We start from the raw sequence: 18,866 nt of genomic DNA on the forward strand, positions 1-18,866 counted from the left end.
GGTGCTATCCTCGCTGGCATGAATACATCACTCCCCCTCAGCCTGATCGCGGCTCACGCCGAGAACCGCGTGATCGGCATCGACAACTCCATGCCCTGGCATCTGCCGGGGGATTTCAAGTACTTCAAGGCCACCACCCTGGGCAAGCCGATCATCATGGGGCGCAAGACCTGGGATTCGCTGGGCAGGCCGCTGCCTGGGCGGCTGAACATCGTGGTCAGCCGCCAGGCTGGGCTGCAACTGGAGGGCGCCGAGGTATTCGGCTCGCTGGAAGAAGCGCTGGCGCGCGCCGAGCAGTGGGCGCGGGAGAAAGGCGTCGATGAGCTGATGCTGATTGGCGGGGCGCAGCTGTATGGGCAGGCGCTGGAGAAGGGGCTGGTCAGCCGCATGTACCTGACGCGCGTGGAGCTGTCGCCGGAAGGGGACGCGTGGTTCCCGGCGTTTGATGCGGAGCAGTGGAAGCTGGTTTCGAGTGAGGCGCAGGTTGAGGAAGGCAAGCCTGGGTATCACTTCGAGGTCTGGGACAAGGTTTGAGATTGCCGGGGCTGCTTTGCAGCCCTATCGCGACGCAAGGCCGCTCCTACACGTACCGCGTGAGGTCAAGGCCTGCGCGGTACCTGTGGGAGCGGGCTTGCCCGCGAAAAATCCAACGCGGTGCATGGCACCGGCTGCGCCGGTGTTCGCGGGCACGCCCGCTCCCACAGTCAGGTGAGTAGCTTGATGATCACGGCGGTGACAGTGGCCACTGTGGAGACAATTCCGGCTGCAATGGCAACCGGATACCAGAAGATCTCGCGGGTCATTCTGATGGGCTCAGCATGCGGCATGCGCGTTTCGGCCATCAGCTTGTCCACCTCGATGCGGAGCTTGGCGACCTCAACCCGAATCTTTTCGGCTTCGGCCTGGGTCATGTCGTACGACTGCATGATGGTTCCTTTCTCTCGGAGTATTCGCAAAGCCCGGGTAGCAGTGTAGCGAGCCTCATGCCATTGCGTTACCGGATATTGGCGGGCTCACTCAGCATTAATTGCGAATCCATCTCATCTTCTGCTAGCGTGCGCACCTCTTGAGACTTGCAGCCGAGGCGTGCCGTGTCTTCATGGAACAAGCAGATCGCCCGGCTGTTCACCGAGCAGAAGAAAGCGCTGGAGGCCTTCGTCGCACGGCGCACCGGTAATGCCCAGGTCGCTGCCGATCTGACCCAGGAGTCGTTCCTGCGCCTGGCGCGGCTGCCTGCCGACAAGCAGATCGACAACCTGCCGGCCTTTCTCTTCACCATTGCCAGTAACTTGGTGCGCGATCACCAGCGGCAAATGATACGTCGTGAGCGCATGGATGCTGGCGAGCCGAGCGAAGAGCTGGCCAGCGACGACCCCGGCGCTGAAGAGCAACTGTTCGACCAGCAGCAGCACGCCTTGATGCAGGCTGCGATCGAGTCGTTGCCCGAGGCGACCCGGCATATCTTCCTGCTCTACCATGTCGACGGCTGCAGCTACCGGGAAATCGGTGAGCGCATGAACGTTACCCCGCGCAGCGTCGAATACCAGCTGCGCCGGGCACTGCTGGATTGCCGCGCCTTCATCAAGCGGCAACTGGCCGGCCAGGTGAGGGCTCCGCGGCCATGAACCCTGGAATTTCAGATACCCCCATGAGCGAAACGCCCGACAGCGAGCAGATGTTCGCCGAAGCCACAGCCTGGTACTACCGCTTGCAGGCCGACGATGTCACGCCTGAGGAGCAAGCGGCGTTCGCTGCCTGGAAGGTGGCCGGGGCTGCGCAAATGCAGGCCTGGGATGAAGTGATCCTGTTGCTGGGCGCGTTGCAGGCACCCGCGGCACAGCTGCGTGAACAGCAGCGCCGACAGTGGCGCAAGCCTGCCCGGCGTAGCTGGCGCAAGGTTGCGCAGAGCGTGGCGGCGGCCCTGTTGCTGGGCTCGCTGGTTGGCCAGACGCCGTATGTCGACCGCTGGCGCGCCGACTACGCAACCGCCACCGGTGAGTCGCGCAGTGTGCGCCTTGACGATGGCTCACACGTGCAACTGAACACCGACACGGCGCTACAGGTAACCCTGGCGCAGGGTGAGCGGCGGGTGCGGCTGTTGCGCGGCGAGGCCTGGTTCGACGTGGCGCGCGACCCCGCCCGGCCGTTCGTGGTGAATGCCGGTGAGGGGTGGGTCCGGGTGGTCGGTACCCACTTCAGCGTGGCCAGTGACGCTGGCCAGACCCGCGTCAAGGTCGGGCAGGGCAGGGTCGAGGTCAACGCTGGCAGTGGCCCGGGTGTGTTCCTTGGGCCGGGGCAGGCCGTGGAGTATGCGGCGGGCTCGCTGGCCGCCCTGCACCCGTTCGACCCGGCCAGTGCTTTTGCCTGGCGGCAGCGGCAGCTGGTGTTCAGCCAGCAACCGCTGGCCGAAGTGGTTGCCGAGCTGAACCGCTATTGGCCGGGCCAGACCGTGCTGCTGGGCGAGGGCCTGCGCCAGCGCAAGGTGTCTGGCGTGTTCGAGATCGACAAGCCCGATGCCGTGCTCAAGGCGCTGACGCACACCTTGGGGTTGCGCGCCGAGCAGTACACGCCGTGGTTGCGCATCCTGCGTGAAGGTTGAGCGAAGATTTTCAAAAATTTTTCGGGGATTCCTGCCGAGCCGACGTCCTTGATTGGGTAGGCGCAAATAATAAGCACTCTCAGACAGTGCCGCGCCGTCGATCATCAGGACGAATTCGGGGAGCCTCACCACATGAAGATCATCGCCACGCGCACTGCGCTCGGGCTGGCAGTCGCACTTGCCTGCGGCACATTGGCCGTGCCGCTGCACGCCAGTGCCGCGACCCAGGCCCAGGCCTACCGTTTCGAGATCCCGGCCCAGCCGCTGGATTCTGCGCTGGCGGCCTTCAGTGCGGTGACGCGGCTTCAGGTGCTGGTGCCGGGCGAGTTCACCCAGGGGCTGCGTTCGCCGGGCGTGAGTGGTAGTTATCCACAGGCCCAGGCGCTGGCACGCCTGCTGGAGGGCACCGGCCTCAGTGCCACGTATATCGACGCCGACAGCGTAACCCTGGAGCGGCGTGGCAGCGGCGACGATGCCTCGCTGCAACTGGGCGCGATCAAGATCGACAGCCGCCAGCTGGGTACCACCACCGAAGGTACGCATTCCTACACCACCAGCGCGCTGACCATCGGCAAGGGCGAGCAGAAGCTCAAGGACATCCCCCAGTCAGTGTCGGTCGTCACCCGTCAGCGGCTGGACGACCAGAACATGAACAGCCTGCAGGACGCCATGCGCCAGGTGACCGGCGCGACGATCAAGTCCTACAACACCGGTTCCAACCTGAACGACGTGTACATCCGCGGCTTCCTGGTCGACCAGGTGCAGGTGGACGGCGTTTCCCAGCGCACCGGCCAGGGCGACATGGCCACCAGCTTCGACCTGGCCATGTTCGATCGGGTCGAGGTGCTGCGTGGCCCTTCTGGCTTGTACCAGGGCGCGGGTGAACCGGGCGGCACCATCAACCTTGTGCGCAAGCGGGCGCTGGGGCAGTTCGGTTTGTCTGGCGAGCTATCGGCTGGTAGCTGGGACCGCTATCACTCCACGGTCGACATCACCGGGCCGCTGAATGACCAGGGCACCCTGCGTGGGCGTTTTGTCACGGCTTACGAGAACAACCAGTCGTTTGTCGACTACGCGCAGAACGAGCGGCCGATGGTTTACGGTCGCCTGGAATACGACATTACCCCGGCTACCACGTTGTCTTTGGGTGGCACCTACCAACGCAACAATTCCACGCCAGCCTTCGGCCTGCCAGCCTATGCCGACGGTAAGCTGCTGGACGTCAGCCGTTCGACCTTTGTTGATGCCAAATGGAACGAGTTGGACGAGCGCCTGTGGGAAAGCTTCTTCGAGGTTGACCATACACTGGACAACGGCGGCCAATTCAAGACTTCGCTGACCTACCGCGATGCGGAAACGCCGACCCGCAACTTTACCTGGACCGACGATGCTGTTGATCCGCAAAGCGGCGACAGTTGGGCGTTAGCCTATTCCTACTACACGCATATCAAATCAGTGGGCCTGGACAGCTTTGTCACCCTGCCGGTGGAGGCTTTCGGGCGTAGCCATGAGTTTACGGTGGGTGCCGAATACCAGCATCTGGACAAGGACTTCACCTACGGCGGCGGCGGTCGCGACGATTACTTCCCCATCAACGTTTTCGACCCGGGCAGTATCGATATTCCCAAACAGGACTACGACATGCCCAATGGCAACTGGTCGAAGTCCAACCAGTACGGGGCCTATACCCGGGCCAAGGTCAGCGCCACCGACTGGCTGGACGTGATCGCGGGCGGCCGCCTGACCTGGTTCGACAGCGAGGCGCATAACGCCAACCCGTTCTTCGACAATTTCACCACCACCAAAACCAACATCAACCACAAGTTCATCCCCTACGGGGCGCTGGTCGCCAAGCTGACGCCTGAGTTGTCGGCCTACGCCAGCTACACCAGTATCTTCAAGCCACAGACCGAGGTGGATATCGATGGCTTGCCGATCGACCCGCGCAAGGGCAAGCAGTACGAGTTGGGGCTCAAGCGCGAATTCTTCGATGGGCGCCTGAACGGCAGCGTGGCGGTGTTCCGCATCTATGACGAGAACCGCGCGCAGTTGGTGGGCCAGACGACGTACAACGAGGCCCAGGGCAAGGTGCGCAGCCAGGGCTGGGAAACCGAGCTTTCCGGCAACCTGACCGATAACTGGAGCATCAGTACCGGTTACGCCTTCACGATGCTCAAGTCGATGAGCAACGAGGACTACCAGGGCATCACCATTACGCCCAAGCACAACTTCAACCTGTGGACGCGCTACGAGTTCAACGATGGGCCGTTGCAGGGTGTAAGCGTAGGGGGCGGAGTGCGGGTGGTCAGCGAGACACACTACATGCGCAACGGCGTGGACTTTGTGCAGGGTGGTTATGGCGTGGCGACCGCGCAGGTGGGGTACCGCTTCAACAAGCACCTGACCACGACGCTGACGGCCAACAACCTGTTTGACCGCAAGTATTACGAACGGGTGGACAGTGCCTGGGGGTCGAACTTTTATGGCGAGCCGCGGAACCTGACGTTGAGCTTGCGGGCCAGTTACTGACCTGAGAATGCCGGGGCTGCGTTGCAGCCCATCGCCGGCAAGCCAGCTCCCACAGGTATTGCACAAGGCTCAAGGCCAGTGGAGAACCTGTGGGAGCTGGCTTGCCGGCGATAGGGCCCTGTCAGGTATGGCTCAGCTCGGCGTGCTCATCGCCCGCCAGCACATCCTTGTCAGTCTCTTTCAACAACTGGCTGGTCACCACGCCCGCCGTCATCGAGCCGTTCACGTTCAGCGCCGTACGCCCCATGTCGATCAGTGGCTCCACCGAAATCAGCAAGGCCACCAGTTCCACCGGTAGGCCCATGGCCGGCAACACGATCAGCGCGGCGAAGGTGGCACCGCCACCCACCCCGGCAACCCCTGCCGAACTCAGGGTGACGATGGCCACGAGGGTGGCAATCCACAGCGGGTCGAAGGTATCGATGCCTACCGCTGGCGCAACCATCACCGCCAACATCGCGGGATAGAGCCCGGCGCAGCCGTTCTGGCCGATGGTGGTACCGAACGAGGCGCTGAAGCTGGCAATCGACTGCGGCACGCCCAGGCGGCGGGTTTGTGCTTCGATGTTCAGCGGGATGCTGGCAGCGCTGGAGCGGCTGGTGAAGGCAAAGGTCAGCACCGGCCATACCTTGCGGAAGAAGCGCAGCGGGCTCACGCCGGTGGCGGCCAGGATGACGGCATGCACCACGAACATCAGCGCCAGGCCCAGGTACGACACCACCACGAAGCTACCCAGCTTGAGGATGTCTTCCATGTTCGAGCTGGCGACCACCTTGGTCATCAGGGCCAGCACGCCATACGGGGTCAGCTTCATCACCACCCGCACCAGGCGCATCACCCAGGCCTGCAGGGTGTCGATTGCCGACAGCGCGCGCTCGCCTTTCTCGGCATCGTCCTTGATCAACTGCAAGGCGGCCAGGCCGACGAACACGGCGAAGATCACCACGCTGATGATCGAGGTCGGCTTGGCCCGTGCCAGGTCGCCTACCGGGTTGCTGGGGATAAACGACAGCAGCAGCTGCGGGATGTTGAGGTCGGCGACCTTGCCCGCGTAGTCGCTGTGGATAACCTGCATGCGCGCGCTTTCCTGGGCGCCGGCCACCAGGCCTTCGGCGCTGAGGCCGAACAGGTTGGTCAGCACGATGCCGATCAGCGCGGCAATGGCCGTGGTCAGCAGTAGGGTACCGATGCTCAGCACACTGATGCGGCCCAGCGACGAAGCATTGTGCAGGCGCGCCACGGCACTGAGGATCGAGGCGAAGATCAGCGGCATGACGATCATCTGCAACAGGCCGACGTAGCCGTTGCCGACCAGGTCGAGCCAGCTGATGGTGGCCTTGAGCACGGGGTGGCCAGCGCCATAGATCGTGTGCAGGACCAGGCCGAAGACCACGCCCAGCACCAGGCCCAGCAGTACCTTCTTGGCCAGGCTCCAGTCGGTGCGGCGGGTTTGTGCCAGGCCCAGCAACAGGGCCAGGAACGCCAGCAGGTTAAGTGACAGCGGCAGGTTCATTGAAGCTCCAGCAGAAAAAAGCAGAAGAGGCATCGCCTCTGTGAGCGATTGCGAACGGAAATGCTAACAGGCTGAAAACAAACGAATTTATACCCAAATGGAATTTGCATAGTCGTTTATGGAATAACGGCGTGTCGCAGATTGCAATGAGCACTGTGCTGGTGGGTGGCGACACGCCGACCAATGATGGCTACATGCAGTTTCATGGCGTGGATGTAGCTGAACGGGATGATCGCTAAAAATGCGGCGGTGCAGGCCAAGGAAGGATTGTCGGTGACGCGGACAAGAACTGGGTGATCGTGACGCCGGAGCAGATTCAGTAAGTGATTTCGCCTGTGCTGGCCTCTTCGCGGGCTCGCCCGCTCCCACAGGAATTGCACATGTTTCAGATGCTGTGTAGTCCCTGTGGGAGCGGGCGAGCCCGCGAAGAGGCCGGCACAGGCATAAAAAAACCGGCGCATAGAGCGCCGGTTTTTCTTCAACACTCAAAGCACCTCACAGCCCTTCGAGCATCGCCTTGTTACGCACAGCACCCTTGTCGGCACTGGTCGCCAGCAGGGCATACGCCTTCAGCGCGGTGGTCACCTTGCGTGGGCGTACTTCAGCCGGCTTCCAGCCCTTCTTGTCCTGCTCGACGCGGCGCTCGGCCAGCTCTTCATCGCTGACCAGCAGGTTGATCGAACGGTTAGGGATGTCGATCAGCACCTTGTCGCCGTCGCGCACCAGGCCGATAGCGCCGCCAGCTGCTGCCTCCGGCGAGGCGTGGCCGATCGACAGGCCCGAAGTACCGCCCGAGAAGCGGCCGTCGGTGAGCAGGGCGCAAGCCTTGCCCAGGCCCTTGGACTTCAGGTACGAGGTCGGGTACAGCATCTCCTGCATACCCGGGCCACCTTTGGGGCCTTCGTAGCGGATGATCACGATGTCGCCGGCTTTCACTTCGTCGGCGAGGATGCCGCGCACGGCGCTGTCCTGGCTCTCGAAGATCTTCGCGGTGCCTTCGAACACGTGGATCGACTCGTCGACACCGGCGGTTTTCACCACGCAGCCGTCGAGGGCGATGTTGCCGTACAGCACGGCCAGGCCGCCTTCTTGCGAGTAGGCGTGCTCGAAGCTGCGGATGCAGCCGTTCTCGCGGTCGTCATCCAGCGTTTCCCAACGGGTCGACTGGCTGAACGCGGTCTGGGTCGGGATGCCGGCAGGGCCTGCCTTGAAGAAGGTGTGCACGGCTTCGTCATCGGTCTGGGTGATGTCCCATTTGGCGATGGCTTCTTCCATGCTGCGGCTGTGCACGGTCGGCAGGTCGGTGTGCAGCAGGCCGCCACGGGCCAGCGAACCGAGGATGCTGAAGATACCGCCGGCGCGGTGCACGTCTTCCATGTGGTACTTCTGGATGTTCGGCGCCACCTTGCACAGCTGCGGCACTTTGCGAGACAGGCGGTCGATGTCGCGCAGGTCGAACGCCACTTCGCCTTCCTGGGCTGCGGCCAGCAGGTGCAGGATGGTGTTGGTCGAGCCGCCCATGGCGATGTCGAGCATCATGGCGTTTTCGAACGCCTTGAAGTTGGCGATGCTGCGCGGCAGTACCGACTCGTCGTTCTCGCCGTAGTAGCGCTTGCACAGCTCGACGATGGTGCGGCCGGCGGTGAGGAACAGCTGCTCGCGGTCGGCGTGGGTGGCCAGTGTCGAACCGTTGCCCGGCAGGGCCAGGCCCAGGGCCTCGGTCAGGCAGTTCATCGAGTTGGCGGTGAACATGCCGGAGCACGAACCGCAAGTCGGGCAGGCGCTGCGCTCGTACTCGGCGACTTTTTCGTCACTGGCGGTGGAGTCGGCGGCGATGACCATGGCGTCGACCAGGTCCAGGCCGTGGCTGGCCAGCTTGGTCTTGCCGGCTTCCATCGGGCCGCCGGAAACGAAGATTACCGGGATGTTCAGGCGCAGGGCGGCCATCAGCATGCCGGGGGTGATCTTGTCGCAGTTGGAGATGCACACGATGGCGTCGGCGCAGTGGGCGTTGACCATGTACTCCACGGCGTCGGCAATGATCTCGCGGCTTGGCAGCGAGTACAGCATGCCGTCGTGGCCCATGGCGATGCCATCATCGACCGCGATGGTGTTGAATTCCTTGGCCACGCCACCGGTGCGCTCGATTTCGCGGGCAACCAGCTGGCCCAGGTCCTTCAGGTGCACGTGGCCCGGGACGAACTGGGTGAACGAGTTGGCAATGGCGATGATCGGTTTCTTGAAGTCTTCGTCCTTCATGCCGGTGGCGCGCCACAGGGCACGGGCGCCGGCCATGTTGCGGCCTTGGGTGGAAGTCTTGGAACGATAATCAGGCATGAAACACTCCTGGCGGCTTAATCAGGTCACATAAAGGGGAGTGAGCTTCTCTTGTCCTTTGTGCCGCAGGCCGGTTGCCACTGGCACGGATGGGGCCGAAGACACCACGGGATCGCCGCGTGCTTGGCCAGAGCTCATAAACCCGCCGGGGATGACTGGCGATGAATAGGCCGATTCTACACCGCTGGCGCGGTGAGGGAATGGCGATGTGTCTGGACGGTGGCTTTGGCCTAACGGTCGGCATTTGTAGGACGCTTCTGAAACGCTGGCACAGGGGCTGACCGACTTACCCCGTATGGCTATTATTCGGCCGCCGCATGTGCGGTATCACGAGACATCCCTCAATGGACCTTCCCAGTTACCGGTTCCACTCGAACCTGCTACCTGGCACTGAGCGCGCCGCCGCCAGGGCCGCCGAAGGCTTGAGCCCGCAAGGCTGAGGTCCCCAGGCGCCTGCGTCGGCGCCTGGAGAATTGCATGCAACAGCAAATCGACAAGAACATCCTTCAGCCGGACGCTCACGCAGCCCTCGAGGCGCAGCGGCGCGAGGCGACCGAAGAATTCCACAAAGGTGCTTCGATCACCAACCACATCGGTAATCTACGGGAAGCAACCCTCGGCCTGCTTTACCGCAAGCGCGTGCTGTGGCTGGTGTTGCTGGTATTTGGCAACCTGTTTTCCGGTGCAGGTATTGCGGCCTTCGAAGAGACCATCGCTGCAAACATCGCGTTGGTGTTCTTCTTGCCGTTGCTGGTAGACAGCGGCGGTAACGCGGGCGCCCAGTCGGCAACGTTGATGGTGCGTGGGCTTGCCACGGGCGAGGTGGTCATGCGCGATTGGTGGCGCATGCTCGGGCGCGAATTCGGCGTGGCTTTGGCATTGGGGGCGACCATGGCCGTTGCTGTGGCGTCGCTTGGGGTACTACGCGGCGGGCCGCAGATTGCGCTGATTGTAGCCAGCAGCATGGTGGTGATCGTGCTGGTCGGCAGCCTTATCGGCATGAGCCTGCCGTTTCTGCTCAGCCGTTTCAAGCTGGACCCGGCAACGGCCAGTGGGCCACTGATCACATCGATTGCCGATGCGGCGGGGGTGCTGGTTTATTTCGGGATTGCGACGCAGGTATTGGATATCTGATACGGGCCGGGGGCGTCATGCCCCCGGGCCCTCACTGATCAGCTGTTGGGCAGCAACCGGCAGGTAATGCTCTTGATGTAGCGAGTTTCGGCAATGGCCGGGTGCACCGGGTGGTCCGGCCCCTGGCCGCCGCGCTCAAGCAGCTGCATGTTGCGGTCCAGGTGGCGGGCGCTGGTCAGCAGGATGTTGTGCAGGTCGTCCTCGGGCAGGTGCATCGAGCACGAGGCGCTGACCAGGATGCCGTCCTTGCTCAGCATGCGCATGGCCTGTTCGTTGAGGCGGCGGTAGGCCGCCTCGCCGTTTTTCAGGTCTTTCTTGCGCTTGATGAAGGCGGGTGGGTCGGCAATGATCACGTCGAAGCGTTCTTCAGCAGCCTTCAGTTCGCGCAGGGCTTCGAACACATCGCCCTCGATGCAGGTCAGCTTCTCGCTGATACCGTTCAGCGCCGCGTTACGCTCCACGCCATCCAGGGCAAAGCCCGAAGCGTCGACGCAGAACACTTCGCTGGCGCCGAATGCGCCGGCCTGCACGCCCCAGCCACCGATGTAGCTGAACAGGTCGAGCACGCGCTTGCCTTTAACGTAAGGCGCCAGGCGCGCACGGTTCATGCGGTGGTCGTAGAACCAGCCGGTCTTCTGGCCTTCACGCACCGGGGCTTCGAACTTGACGCCGTTCTCTTCCAGCGGCACCCAGTCCGGCACCTCACCGTAGACGGTCTCGACATAGCGCTGCAGGCCTTCGGCGTCACGCGCGGCGGAATCGTTCTTGAACAGGATGCCGCTTGGTTTGAGCACTTGTACCAGGGCAGCGATCACGTCGTCCTTGTGCGCTTCCATGGTGGCCGAGGCCAGCTGCACCACGAGGATGTCGAAGAAGCGGTCGACCACCAGGCCGGGCAGCAGGTCGGAATCGCCATAGACCAGGCGGTAGCATGGCTGGTCGAACAGGCGCTCGCGCAGCGACAGGGCAACGTTCAGACGGTGAACCAGCAGCGACTTGTCCAGCGGCAACTTGATGTCGCGCGACAGCAGGCGGGCGCAGATCAGGTTGTTGGGGCTGAGTGCAACGATGCCCAGCGGCTTGCCGTTGGCTGCCTCGAGAACGGCCTGCTGGCCGGCCTGGAAGCCTTGCAGCGGGGTCGCAGTGACGTCGACTTCGTTGCTGTAGACCCACAGGTGGCCGGCGCGCAGGCGGCGGTCGGCATTGGCTTTGAGGCGAAGGCTGGGCAGGGACATGACGTCGCTCCGGGAAAAAAGAGCGGGATTATAGCGTGTCTGGGGTGCTTTCGCCTTTAGAGGTGTGGTGCCTGGGAGATTGAGCGCCGCCCGCGCGGCGCTTCGCGGGGCAAGCCCGCTCCCACATCTGTTTCGGGCCAATATCGCCTGTGCCGTCGCGCGCGACCGCCTTGTTTGTTCAACGCGATATCGAGGTGGACGCCAAGGGGCCGAGCGCGCATGCCTCAGGAGAAACTGGACCGAAACAGATGTGGGAGCGGGCTTGCCCCGCGAAGCGCCGCGCGGGCGGCGCTCGATCTCCCAGGCGCAAAACCTGTCACGGCGAGCACATAGAGGGTTAAAATCGCCCGTCCTAAACGAGTGTGCACGCATGTCCCAAGAACTCAGCGCCGAACAGATCCAGCAAGCCTTGCAAGGCATCACCATCCCGCCGCAACCGCAGATCATGGTCGACCTGCAGTTCGAGCAGTACATGCCTGACCCGGACCTGGAAACCATCGCCAAGCTGATTTCCCAGGACCCGGGCCTTTCGGGGGCCTTGCTCAAGCTGGTCAACTCGCCGCATTTTGGCCTGTCCAACAAAATTGGCTCGATCCAGCGTGCGGTGAACCTGCTGGGCAGCCGTTCGATCATCAACCTGATCAACGCCCAGTCGATCAAGGGCGAGATGAGCGACGAGACCATCGTCACCCTCAACCGCTTCTGGGATACCGCCCAGGATGTGGCCAATACCTGCCTGACCCTGGCCAAGCGCACCGGCGTCCAGGCCGCGGACGAGGCCTACACCCTGGGCCTGTTCCATGACTGCGGCGTGCCGCTGATGCTAAAGCGCTTCCCCAACTACATGGATGTGCTGGAAGAGGCCTATGCCAAGGCCGGCGAGGACACCCGCGTGGTCGATACCGAAAACCACACGTTCAACACCAACCATTCGGTGGTCGGCTACTTCACCGCCAAATCCTGGCGCCTGCCTGAGCACCTTACGGCCGCCATCGCCAACCACCACAACGCCCTGGCGGTATTCCGCGACGAGAGCTCGCGCAACACACAGAGCCAGCTGAAGAACCTGCTGGCAGTGCTGAAGATGGCCGAGCACATCTGCGCGTCCTACCGGGTGCTGGGCAACCAGGCGGTTGACCACGAATGGAACGTGGTCGGCCCGCTGGTGCTCGATTACATTGGCTTGTCGGAATACGATTTCGAAAACCTCAAGCAGAACATTCGCGAGCTGGGCGGGCACTGACACATGCCGGAATTACCTGAAGTAGAAACCACCCGGCGCGGTATTGCGCCGCACCTGGAAGGCCAGCGCGTCAGCCGTGTGGTAGTGCGTGACCGGCGCTTGCGCTGGCCGATCCCCGAGGACCTGGATGTGCGCCTGTCGGGGCAGCGCATCGTCAGCGTCGAGCGGCGCGCCAAGTACCTGTTGATCAATGCCGAGGTCGGTACGCTGATCAGTCACCTGGGCATGTCGGGTAACCTGCGGCTGGTCGAGCTGGGCTTGCCGGCGGCCAGGCATGAGCACGTGGACATCGAGTTGGAGTCGGGGCTGATGCTGCGCTACACCGACCCGCGCCGCTTTGGGGCCATGCTGTGGAGCCTGGACCCGCTGAACCACGAGCTGCTGCTGCGCCTGGGGCCGGAACCGCTGACCGACCTGTTCGACGGTGAGCGCCTGTTCCAGTTGTCCCGCGGGCGATCGATGGCGGTCAAGCCGTTCATCATGGACAACGCAGTGGTGGTGGGGGTGGGCAACATCTACGCCACCGAGGCGCTGTTTGCCGCGGGCATCGACCCGCGCCGCGCCGCAGGCGGTATATCCCGGGCGCGTTATCTGAAGTTGGCGATCGAGATCAAGCGGGTGCTGGCGGCGGCGATCGAGCAGGGTGGCACGACGCTGCGCGACTTTATCGGGGGTGATGGGCAGCCGGGGTACTTCCAGCAGGAATTGTTCGTCTACGGCCGGGGCGGGCAGCCGTGCAAGGTGTGTGGCACGGAATTGCGCGAGGTGAAGCTGGGGCAGCGGGCGAGCGTGTATTGCCCGCGCTGCCAGCGCTAACCTGAAAGCTGGCGCGATCACTGTGGGAGCGGGCAAGCCCGCGAAGCAAGCAACTCGATGGATGGCACCGGCTGCGCCGGTGTTCGCGGGCATGCCCGCTCCCACAGGGACCGTGCAGAGGCGGCTGGGGCTCAGTCCTTGCCGGTAATGCGGCGGTACTTGGCCATCAGCTGTTCTTCGGTTTCCGGGTGCGCTTCATCCAGCGGGATGCAGTCGACCGGGCAGACCTGCTGGCACTGCGGCTCGTCGTAATGACCCACGCACTGGGTGCACAGGTTAGGGTCGATCACGTAGATCTCTTCGCCTTGGGAGATGGCCTCGTTCGGGCACTCGGGTTCGCAGACGTCGCAGTTGATGCAATCGTCGGTGATGATCAGGGACATGGGGACTCCGGCCGGGGCTCACCGCCCGGGCATGTTCAACGCAATGGGCACAATTGTGCCGCATTCGCGCCCGCAGTGCACGCGGGCGCGACAATCAGGCGGTCAGGCTTACTTCTTGAAGCGTTCAGTCAGCGCTTCGGCCACCACCGGGTGGACGAACTTGCTGATATCTCCGCCCAGTGCGGCAATTTCCCGGACCAACGTCGAGGAAATGAACGAATAACGCTCCGACGGCGTGAGGAACAGGCTCTCGACATCGGGGGCCAGTTGCCGGTTCATGTTCGCCAGCTGGAACTCGTACTCGAAGTCGGAAACGGCACGCAGGCCACGCAGGAAGACGTTGGCGCCCTGTTCCTTGGCGAAATGCGCCAACAGGGAAGAGAAGCCGATGACTTCGACATTGGGCAGGTGCTTGGTGACCTCACGGGCGAGCTCCACCCGTTGTTCCAGCGGGAACAGGGGGTTTTTCTTCGGGCTGGCCGCCACTGCGATGATCACGTGGTCGAACAGCCGCGAGGCGCGCTCGACCAAGTCGCCATGGCCTTTGGTAATGGGGTCGAAAGTACCCGGGTACAACACTCGGTTCATCGCGTCATCCTGGCTGGAGTGCGTTGGGGAGTCGGATGGTAGCGCAGCGACGGCGCCCCGGCCAAGTCATGCGGCCAGCTGATGGCACTATAGACAGGCGCCGTATTCGTTGTCATGCGCTGTGTGCCAGGCGGGCAATCAGGGCCTCGGTGAGCCTGGCACTGATGGCATACACCGAAAGTTGCGGGTTGGCGCCTATGCTGGTGGGGAACAGCGAGCCATCGTGGACCGACAGGTTTTCCAGCTGGTGATGGCGGCCCAGGCTGTCGCATACCGCCTGGCGCGGGTCTTCGCCCAACGCACAGCCACCCATCACATGGGCGCTGCCCAGGCGGGTCCTGAAGGGCTCCAGGCGCAAGGTGTCGATCATGCGCACGGCCTGTTCCAGGCTGGCAGCGGTGCTGGCATCGCTGTGCACGGGCTTCACCTGCGTGGCCCCGGCCGCGAACTGGATCTGTGCCATGCTGCGGTAGGCGCGACGCAAGCCGTCGCGCAGGTAGTCGGTGACCGGGTAATCGAGCACCGGTGAGCCATCGCCACGCAGCTCCACGGCCCCGCCCTGGCTTTCGGGGTGAAAGCCGTCACGTAGCAACGCCAGCATTACATGGGTGTGCGGCAGCTCGCCCATGCGCTGGGCATTTTCCTGGCCGTACCCGCCCAGCAGGGTGCTGGCCAGGGCCGGGTGCAGCGGCGGCACTTCCAGTTTGTAGCCGACCGGGCCATCCGTGCCGCCTTGCCACTGGAAGTGGTCGCTGTAGATGGACTGCGGGGCACCGTAGTAAGGGTCGATGCGCTCCTTGAAGCGCGCTGCGCTGAAATTTACCAGGTGCAGGAAGGTGCGCTTGCCCAGGCGGCCGTGGGGGTCTGGCGCGTCGGAACGCAGCAGCAGGGCCGGGCTGTTGATGCCGCCGCCGGCCAGCAGGTAATGACGCGCACGTACGCTGACCTGCTTGCCGGTGGGGTAGATGCCTTGGGCATCCAGGGCCTGGCATGTCAGGCCCTGGATACGTTCGCCGTTGTGCGTGAAGCGCGCGGCACGGGCCAGGTACAGCAGTTCGCCGCCATGCTCGAGGGTGGCGGGAATACGGGTTACCAGCATCGATTGTTTGGCGTTCACCGGGCAGCCCATGCCGCAGTAGCCCAGGTTCCAGCAGCCGCGCACGTTGCGCGGGATCACCGCCCAGCGGTAGCCCAGTTGTTCGCAGCCCCGGCGCAGCGCGTCGTTGTTGGCGTTGGGTGGCATGGCCCAGGGTGTAATGCCCAGCTCTTGTTCCACCCGCTCGAACCAGGGCCGCAAGTCGTCTTCACCGAGGCCGTTCACGCCGTGCGCCGAGGCCCAGTGGGCCAGCGTCTGTGGTGGGGTACGAAAGCTCGATGTCCAGTTCACCAGCGTGGTGCCGCCAACGGCGCGGCCCTGAAGAATGGTGATGGCGCCATCCTTGCTCATTCGCCCCAGGCCCTCCTGGTACAGGCTGGCGTACGCTTCGCTCTCCAGCAGGTGGAAGTCGCTGCTGGTCTTGAGCGGGCCTTCTTCGATCAACAGCACCTTGAACCCGGCAGCGCTGAGCATCTGTGCGCTGGTGGCACCACCGGCACCGCTGCCGATCACGGCTACATCGGCCTCAAGGGCAAGGTCATGCTCCAGGCGCGAAGCGTCGTGGGTTATCCAGCCGCGTTCGAGGCCTTGGCGAAACGGATCGGCTACAGGCATTGGCGATGCTCTTGTTGTTTTCAGATGTTCGGTGGGCCGGGGTAACCACAGGCGGCCCAGGACTCGGGGTGTTCGTACCAGGCCATTTGCAGCAGTTGCAGCAACGAGGCGTGGCCCATGCGCAGCAGGTTCAATGAACTGTCCTGCCAACGCTGCAGGAAGGCGGTGATCTGGCCAGGGCTGGCCTGTTCCCAGGCGCCCCAGATACCGGTCAACGGGCCGCGGGTGAGTGGCAGGCTCAGCACGTCGAACAGTTGCCGTGTGAGCTTGAGCATTTCCGGCGACAAGGCCGCCAGTTTGTAGTCGAGGCCTAGCAGTACTGGCTGCTCGGTGGCCAACGTACCCGCCAGCACCACCGGGATCAGCGCACGCAGCAGTGGCAGGTCGTCATCGCGCACTGCCTGGTAACCTTGTGCGCTGGTTTGCGCGGTGCAGCCGACCAGGCTGGTGGCACTCAGAAAGACGCTGGCGCCCAAGCTGAAACGCAGCAGGTCACGGCGTTGCATAGCCCGGCCCTCAGCGGATAAACAGCTTGTAGATCAGGCGCTGCAAGGCTTTGCCATAAGGCGGGTAGATCAGCCGTGCGGCGTTGAAGCGTTGCTTGGCCAGCACTGCCTTGGCCTTGCTGAACGTAAGGAAACCGTCGTGGCCGTGGTAATGCCCCATGCCCGAAGGGCCGATGCCACCGAAGGGCAGGTCGTCCTGGGCCACATGCAGCAAGGTATCGTTCAGGCACACGCCACCCGAGTGGGTGTGGCCTAGCACACGGTCCTGGCCGGCCCGGTCATAACCGAAGTAGTACAGCGCCAGAGGGCGCGGGCGCTGGTTGATATACGCCAGCGCCTGGTCGAGGCTGTCATAGGGTACCAGTGGCAGCAGCGGGCCGAAGATTTCGTCCTGCATCACCTGCATGTCGTCATTCACACCCAGCAGCAGGTGCGGTGGCAGGCGCCGGCCCTGGCGGGTTTCGCCAGGGTACAGGTCGAGCACCTGCGCGCCCTTTTCCCGGGCATCATCCAGCAGGTGCTGCAAGCGCTGTAGCTGGCGCGGGTTGATGATGGCGGTGTAGTCGGGGTTATCGGCAATGCGTGGGTACAGGCGGCGGACGGCGCGCTGGTAGGCGTCGCTGAAGGCCTCCAGCCGGTCACGCGGCACCAGAACGTAGTCGGGGGCGACGCAGGTCTGGCCAGCGTTCAGGGTTTTGCCAAAGGCAATGCGCTCTGCCGCGGTATCCAGGGGCACGTCGGCCGATACGATGGCCGGTGACTTGCCGCCCAGTTCCAGGGTGACCGGGGTCAGGTTCTGCGCAGCAGCCAGCATGACCTGGCGGCCCACGCTGGTGGCGCCGGTGAACAGCAGGTGGTCGAAGGGCAGGCGGGCGAAGGCCTGGCCCACATCGACTTCGCCCAGCACCACGCTGACCAGATCGGTGGGGAATACCCGTTCCAGCAATTGCTTGAGTACCTGGCCACTGGCAGGCGTGGCTTCGCTGAGCTTGAGCATGACCCGGTTGCCGGCGGCGAGGGCACACGTCAGCGGGCCGATGGCAAGGAATAGCGGGTAGTTCCACGGCACGATGATGCCAACCACCCCAAGCGGTTGGTAACGCACCTGCGCACTGGCCGGCTGGAAGGCCAGGCCAACCTGTCGCCGGCTGGCGCGCATCCAGCGTTGCAGGTGCTTTTCGGCATGGCGCAGGCCCTGGATCGAGGGCAGCAGCTCGGCCAGCAGGGTCTCGTCGGCGCTGCGCCCGGCAAAGTCCTCGCTGATGGCTGTGATCAACCCAGCCTGGCCGGCCAGCAGGGCTTCGCGCAGGCTTTTCAGCCATTGCCGGCGTTGGGCAGCGGGTGGCAGAGGGTTGCCCGCAAAGGCTTGGCGCTGGGCGGCGAACAACGCTGCAAGGTCGAGGTCGGATTGCACGGGGGGCAAGGCACTGGGCGAGTTCATGGCGGTGTCGAGTCCGGGCAGGGAATCCCTAGAGCCTATACTCTAATTTGTACCATGGTGCGAATTTTTCCGCGCCGTCGAACGGTGCATTCCACCTGCAATACGCCGTAAGATGGCACTTTGAAGAAGGCCCGCAGACTGGGAGCTGAGCATGGCCCCGCGCATGAAGACCCGAGAGCGCATCGTGCAGAACAGCCTGGAGCTGTTCAACCAGCAGGGCGAACGCAGCGTCAGTACCAACCACATTGCCGCGCACATGGAAATTTCGCCCGGCAACCTGTATTACCACTTCCCCAACAAGCAGGCGATCATCGCCGTGTTGTTCAGCCAGTACGAAGAACTGGTGGACAGCTTCCTGCGCCCGCCGCAAGGCCGCGCAGCGACCGTGGAGGACAAGCGCTTCTACCTCAAAGCCTTGCTGGCGGCGATGTGGAACTACCGCTTCCTGCACCGCGACCTGGAGCACCTGCTGGAAAGCGACGCCGAACTGGCCGCCCGCTACAGGCGCTTTTCCGAGCGCTGCCTGCGCCAGGGCCAGGCGATTTACCGCGGCTTTGTCGAGGCCGGCATCCTGACCATGGCACCTGCGCAGATCGAATCGCTGACCATCAATGCCTGGATCGTGCTGACGTCGTGGGTGCGCTTTCTCAGCACCACCCGTGAACATTCCGCGCACCTGGGTGAAGAAGCCTTCAAGCGCGGCGTTTACCAGGTGCTGGTGCTGGAACTCGGCTATGTGACCGACAACGCCCGCAGTGCCGTGGACGCCCTGTGCCAGGAATTCCACGTACCGTTCAACCAGGCCCTGGAACAGTAACCCGGGGCCCTAGT

17 protein-coding genes and 1 pseudogene are annotated in these 18,866 nt (G+C 63.6%); 9 read left to right on the forward strand and 9 right to left on the reverse strand.

Features of this window, described 5'->3' with window-relative positions; all coding sequences use genetic code 11:
* Window positions 1-18: 18 nt before the first annotated feature.
* A complete protein-coding gene (locus ACIQUI_RS03895; RefSeq protein ID WP_403195089.1) occupies window positions 19-534 on the forward strand; it encodes a dihydrofolate reductase in 516 nt (171 codons plus the stop codon).
* A 170-nt stretch (window positions 535-704) separates the two neighbouring features.
* Here ACIQUI_RS03895 and ACIQUI_RS03900 read toward each other — a convergent pair whose 3' ends face one another.
* The gene (locus tag ACIQUI_RS03900; RefSeq protein WP_403195182.1) at window positions 705-911 is read right to left on the reverse strand and encodes a hypothetical protein; all 207 of its coding nucleotides are present in this window, start codon (window positions 909-911) and stop codon (window positions 705-707) included.
* 180 nt (window positions 912-1,091) lie between these two features.
* Between ACIQUI_RS03900 and ACIQUI_RS03905 the strand changes: the two genes are divergently transcribed.
* The 3 genes from ACIQUI_RS03905 (at window position 1,092) to ACIQUI_RS03915 (ending at window position 5,128) form a co-directional block, all read left to right on the forward strand.
* Complete coding sequence (locus tag ACIQUI_RS03905) at window positions 1,092-1,625, forward strand: RNA polymerase sigma factor (RefSeq protein WP_403195091.1); 534 nt, start codon at window positions 1,092-1,094, stop codon at window positions 1,623-1,625.
* Between the two features lie 23 nt (window positions 1,626-1,648).
* Complete coding sequence (locus tag ACIQUI_RS03910) at window positions 1,649-2,599, forward strand: FecR family protein (protein WP_403195093.1); 951 nt, start codon at window positions 1,649-1,651, stop codon at window positions 2,597-2,599.
* Between the two features lie 132 nt (window positions 2,600-2,731).
* Window positions 2,732-5,128 (forward strand): TonB-dependent siderophore receptor, encoded by a 2,397-nt coding sequence (locus ACIQUI_RS03915; protein WP_403195095.1) that lies wholly within the window; start codon window positions 2,732-2,734, stop codon window positions 5,126-5,128.
* A gap of 121 nt (window positions 5,129-5,249) precedes the next feature.
* On the opposite strand, the gene ACIQUI_RS03920 is transcribed toward ACIQUI_RS03915, so the two are convergent.
* Complete coding sequence (locus ACIQUI_RS03920; protein ID WP_403195096.1) at window positions 5,250-6,641, reverse strand: L-cystine transporter; 1,392 nt, start codon at window positions 6,639-6,641, stop codon at window positions 5,250-5,252.
* 155 nt (window positions 6,642-6,796) lie between these two features.
* Here ACIQUI_RS03920 and ACIQUI_RS03925 point away from each other — a divergent pair.
* Window positions 6,797-6,964 (forward strand): annotated as a pseudogene (locus tag ACIQUI_RS03925) (haloacid dehalogenase-like hydrolase); the annotation flags it as partial.
* 172 nt (window positions 6,965-7,136) lie between these two features.
* Here the strand turns inward: ACIQUI_RS03925 and ilvD are convergent.
* On the reverse strand, window positions 7,137-8,978 hold the full coding sequence (gene ilvD, locus ACIQUI_RS03930) for a dihydroxy-acid dehydratase (RefSeq protein WP_403195098.1): 1,842 nt from the start codon (window positions 8,976-8,978) through the stop codon (window positions 7,137-7,139).
* 477 nt (window positions 8,979-9,455) lie between these two features.
* Here ilvD and ACIQUI_RS03935 point away from each other — a divergent pair, with 477 nt between their 5' ends.
* The gene (locus ACIQUI_RS03935; RefSeq protein WP_403195100.1) at window positions 9,456-10,112 is read left to right on the forward strand and encodes a magnesium transporter; all 657 of its coding nucleotides are present in this window, start codon (window positions 9,456-9,458) and stop codon (window positions 10,110-10,112) included.
* 38 nt (window positions 10,113-10,150) lie between these two features.
* Here ACIQUI_RS03935 and ACIQUI_RS03940 read toward each other — a convergent pair whose 3' ends face one another.
* Window positions 10,151-11,347 carry a class I SAM-dependent methyltransferase gene (locus tag ACIQUI_RS03940; protein ID WP_391126588.1) on the reverse strand — a complete coding sequence of 399 codons (1,197 nt, stop codon included), beginning with the start codon at window positions 11,345-11,347 and terminating at the stop codon, window positions 10,151-10,153.
* A 424-nt stretch (window positions 11,348-11,771) separates the two neighbouring features.
* Between ACIQUI_RS03940 and ACIQUI_RS03945 the strand changes: the two genes are divergently transcribed.
* Window positions 11,772-12,590 (forward strand): HDOD domain-containing protein, encoded by an 819-nt coding sequence (locus ACIQUI_RS03945; RefSeq protein WP_403195184.1) that lies wholly within the window; start codon window positions 11,772-11,774, stop codon window positions 12,588-12,590.
* Window positions 12,591-12,593: 3 nt separating this feature from the next.
* Window positions 12,594-13,406 (forward strand): bifunctional DNA-formamidopyrimidine glycosylase/DNA-(apurinic or apyrimidinic site) lyase, encoded by an 813-nt coding sequence (mutM, locus tag ACIQUI_RS03950; protein ID WP_391126585.1) that lies wholly within the window; start codon window positions 12,594-12,596, stop codon window positions 13,404-13,406.
* A 131-nt stretch (window positions 13,407-13,537) separates the two neighbouring features.
* Here mutM and ACIQUI_RS03955 read toward each other — a convergent pair whose 3' ends face one another.
* From ACIQUI_RS03955 to ACIQUI_RS03975, 5 genes are all read right to left on the reverse strand, one after another.
* Window positions 13,538-13,789, reverse strand: coding sequence for a YfhL family 4Fe-4S dicluster ferredoxin (locus ACIQUI_RS03955; protein ID WP_016489663.1), 252 nt, complete (start codon window positions 13,787-13,789; stop codon window positions 13,538-13,540).
* Between the two features lie 108 nt (window positions 13,790-13,897).
* Window positions 13,898-14,377 carry a pantetheine-phosphate adenylyltransferase gene (gene coaD, locus ACIQUI_RS03960; RefSeq protein ID WP_014861498.1) on the reverse strand — a complete coding sequence of 160 codons (480 nt, stop codon included), beginning with the start codon at window positions 14,375-14,377 and terminating at the stop codon, window positions 13,898-13,900.
* Between the two features lie 112 nt (window positions 14,378-14,489).
* Window positions 14,490-16,088: a GMC family oxidoreductase N-terminal domain-containing protein gene (locus ACIQUI_RS03965; RefSeq protein WP_403195103.1), complete on the reverse strand. Its 1,599-nt coding sequence runs from the start codon at window positions 16,086-16,088 to the stop codon at window positions 14,490-14,492.
* Window positions 16,089-16,108: 20 nt separating this feature from the next.
* A complete protein-coding gene (locus ACIQUI_RS03970; protein WP_403195106.1) occupies window positions 16,109-16,594 on the reverse strand; it encodes a twin-arginine translocation pathway signal protein in 486 nt (161 codons plus the stop codon).
* 10 nt (window positions 16,595-16,604) lie between these two features.
* Window positions 16,605-18,035 (reverse strand): coniferyl aldehyde dehydrogenase, encoded by a 1,431-nt coding sequence (locus tag ACIQUI_RS03975; RefSeq protein WP_403195108.1) that lies wholly within the window; start codon window positions 18,033-18,035, stop codon window positions 16,605-16,607.
* A 151-nt stretch (window positions 18,036-18,186) separates the two neighbouring features.
* Here ACIQUI_RS03975 and ACIQUI_RS03980 point away from each other — a divergent pair, with 151 nt between their 5' ends.
* Window positions 18,187-18,852 carry a TetR/AcrR family transcriptional regulator gene (locus tag ACIQUI_RS03980; RefSeq protein ID WP_403195110.1) on the forward strand — a complete coding sequence of 222 codons (666 nt, stop codon included), beginning with the start codon at window positions 18,187-18,189 and terminating at the stop codon, window positions 18,850-18,852.
* Window positions 18,853-18,866 lie beyond the last annotated feature (14 nt).

It is taken from the genome of Pseudomonas sp. NPDC090592, assembly GCF_044769185.1.
GTDB lineage: Bacteria > Pseudomonadota > Gammaproteobacteria > Pseudomonadales > Pseudomonadaceae > Aquipseudomonas.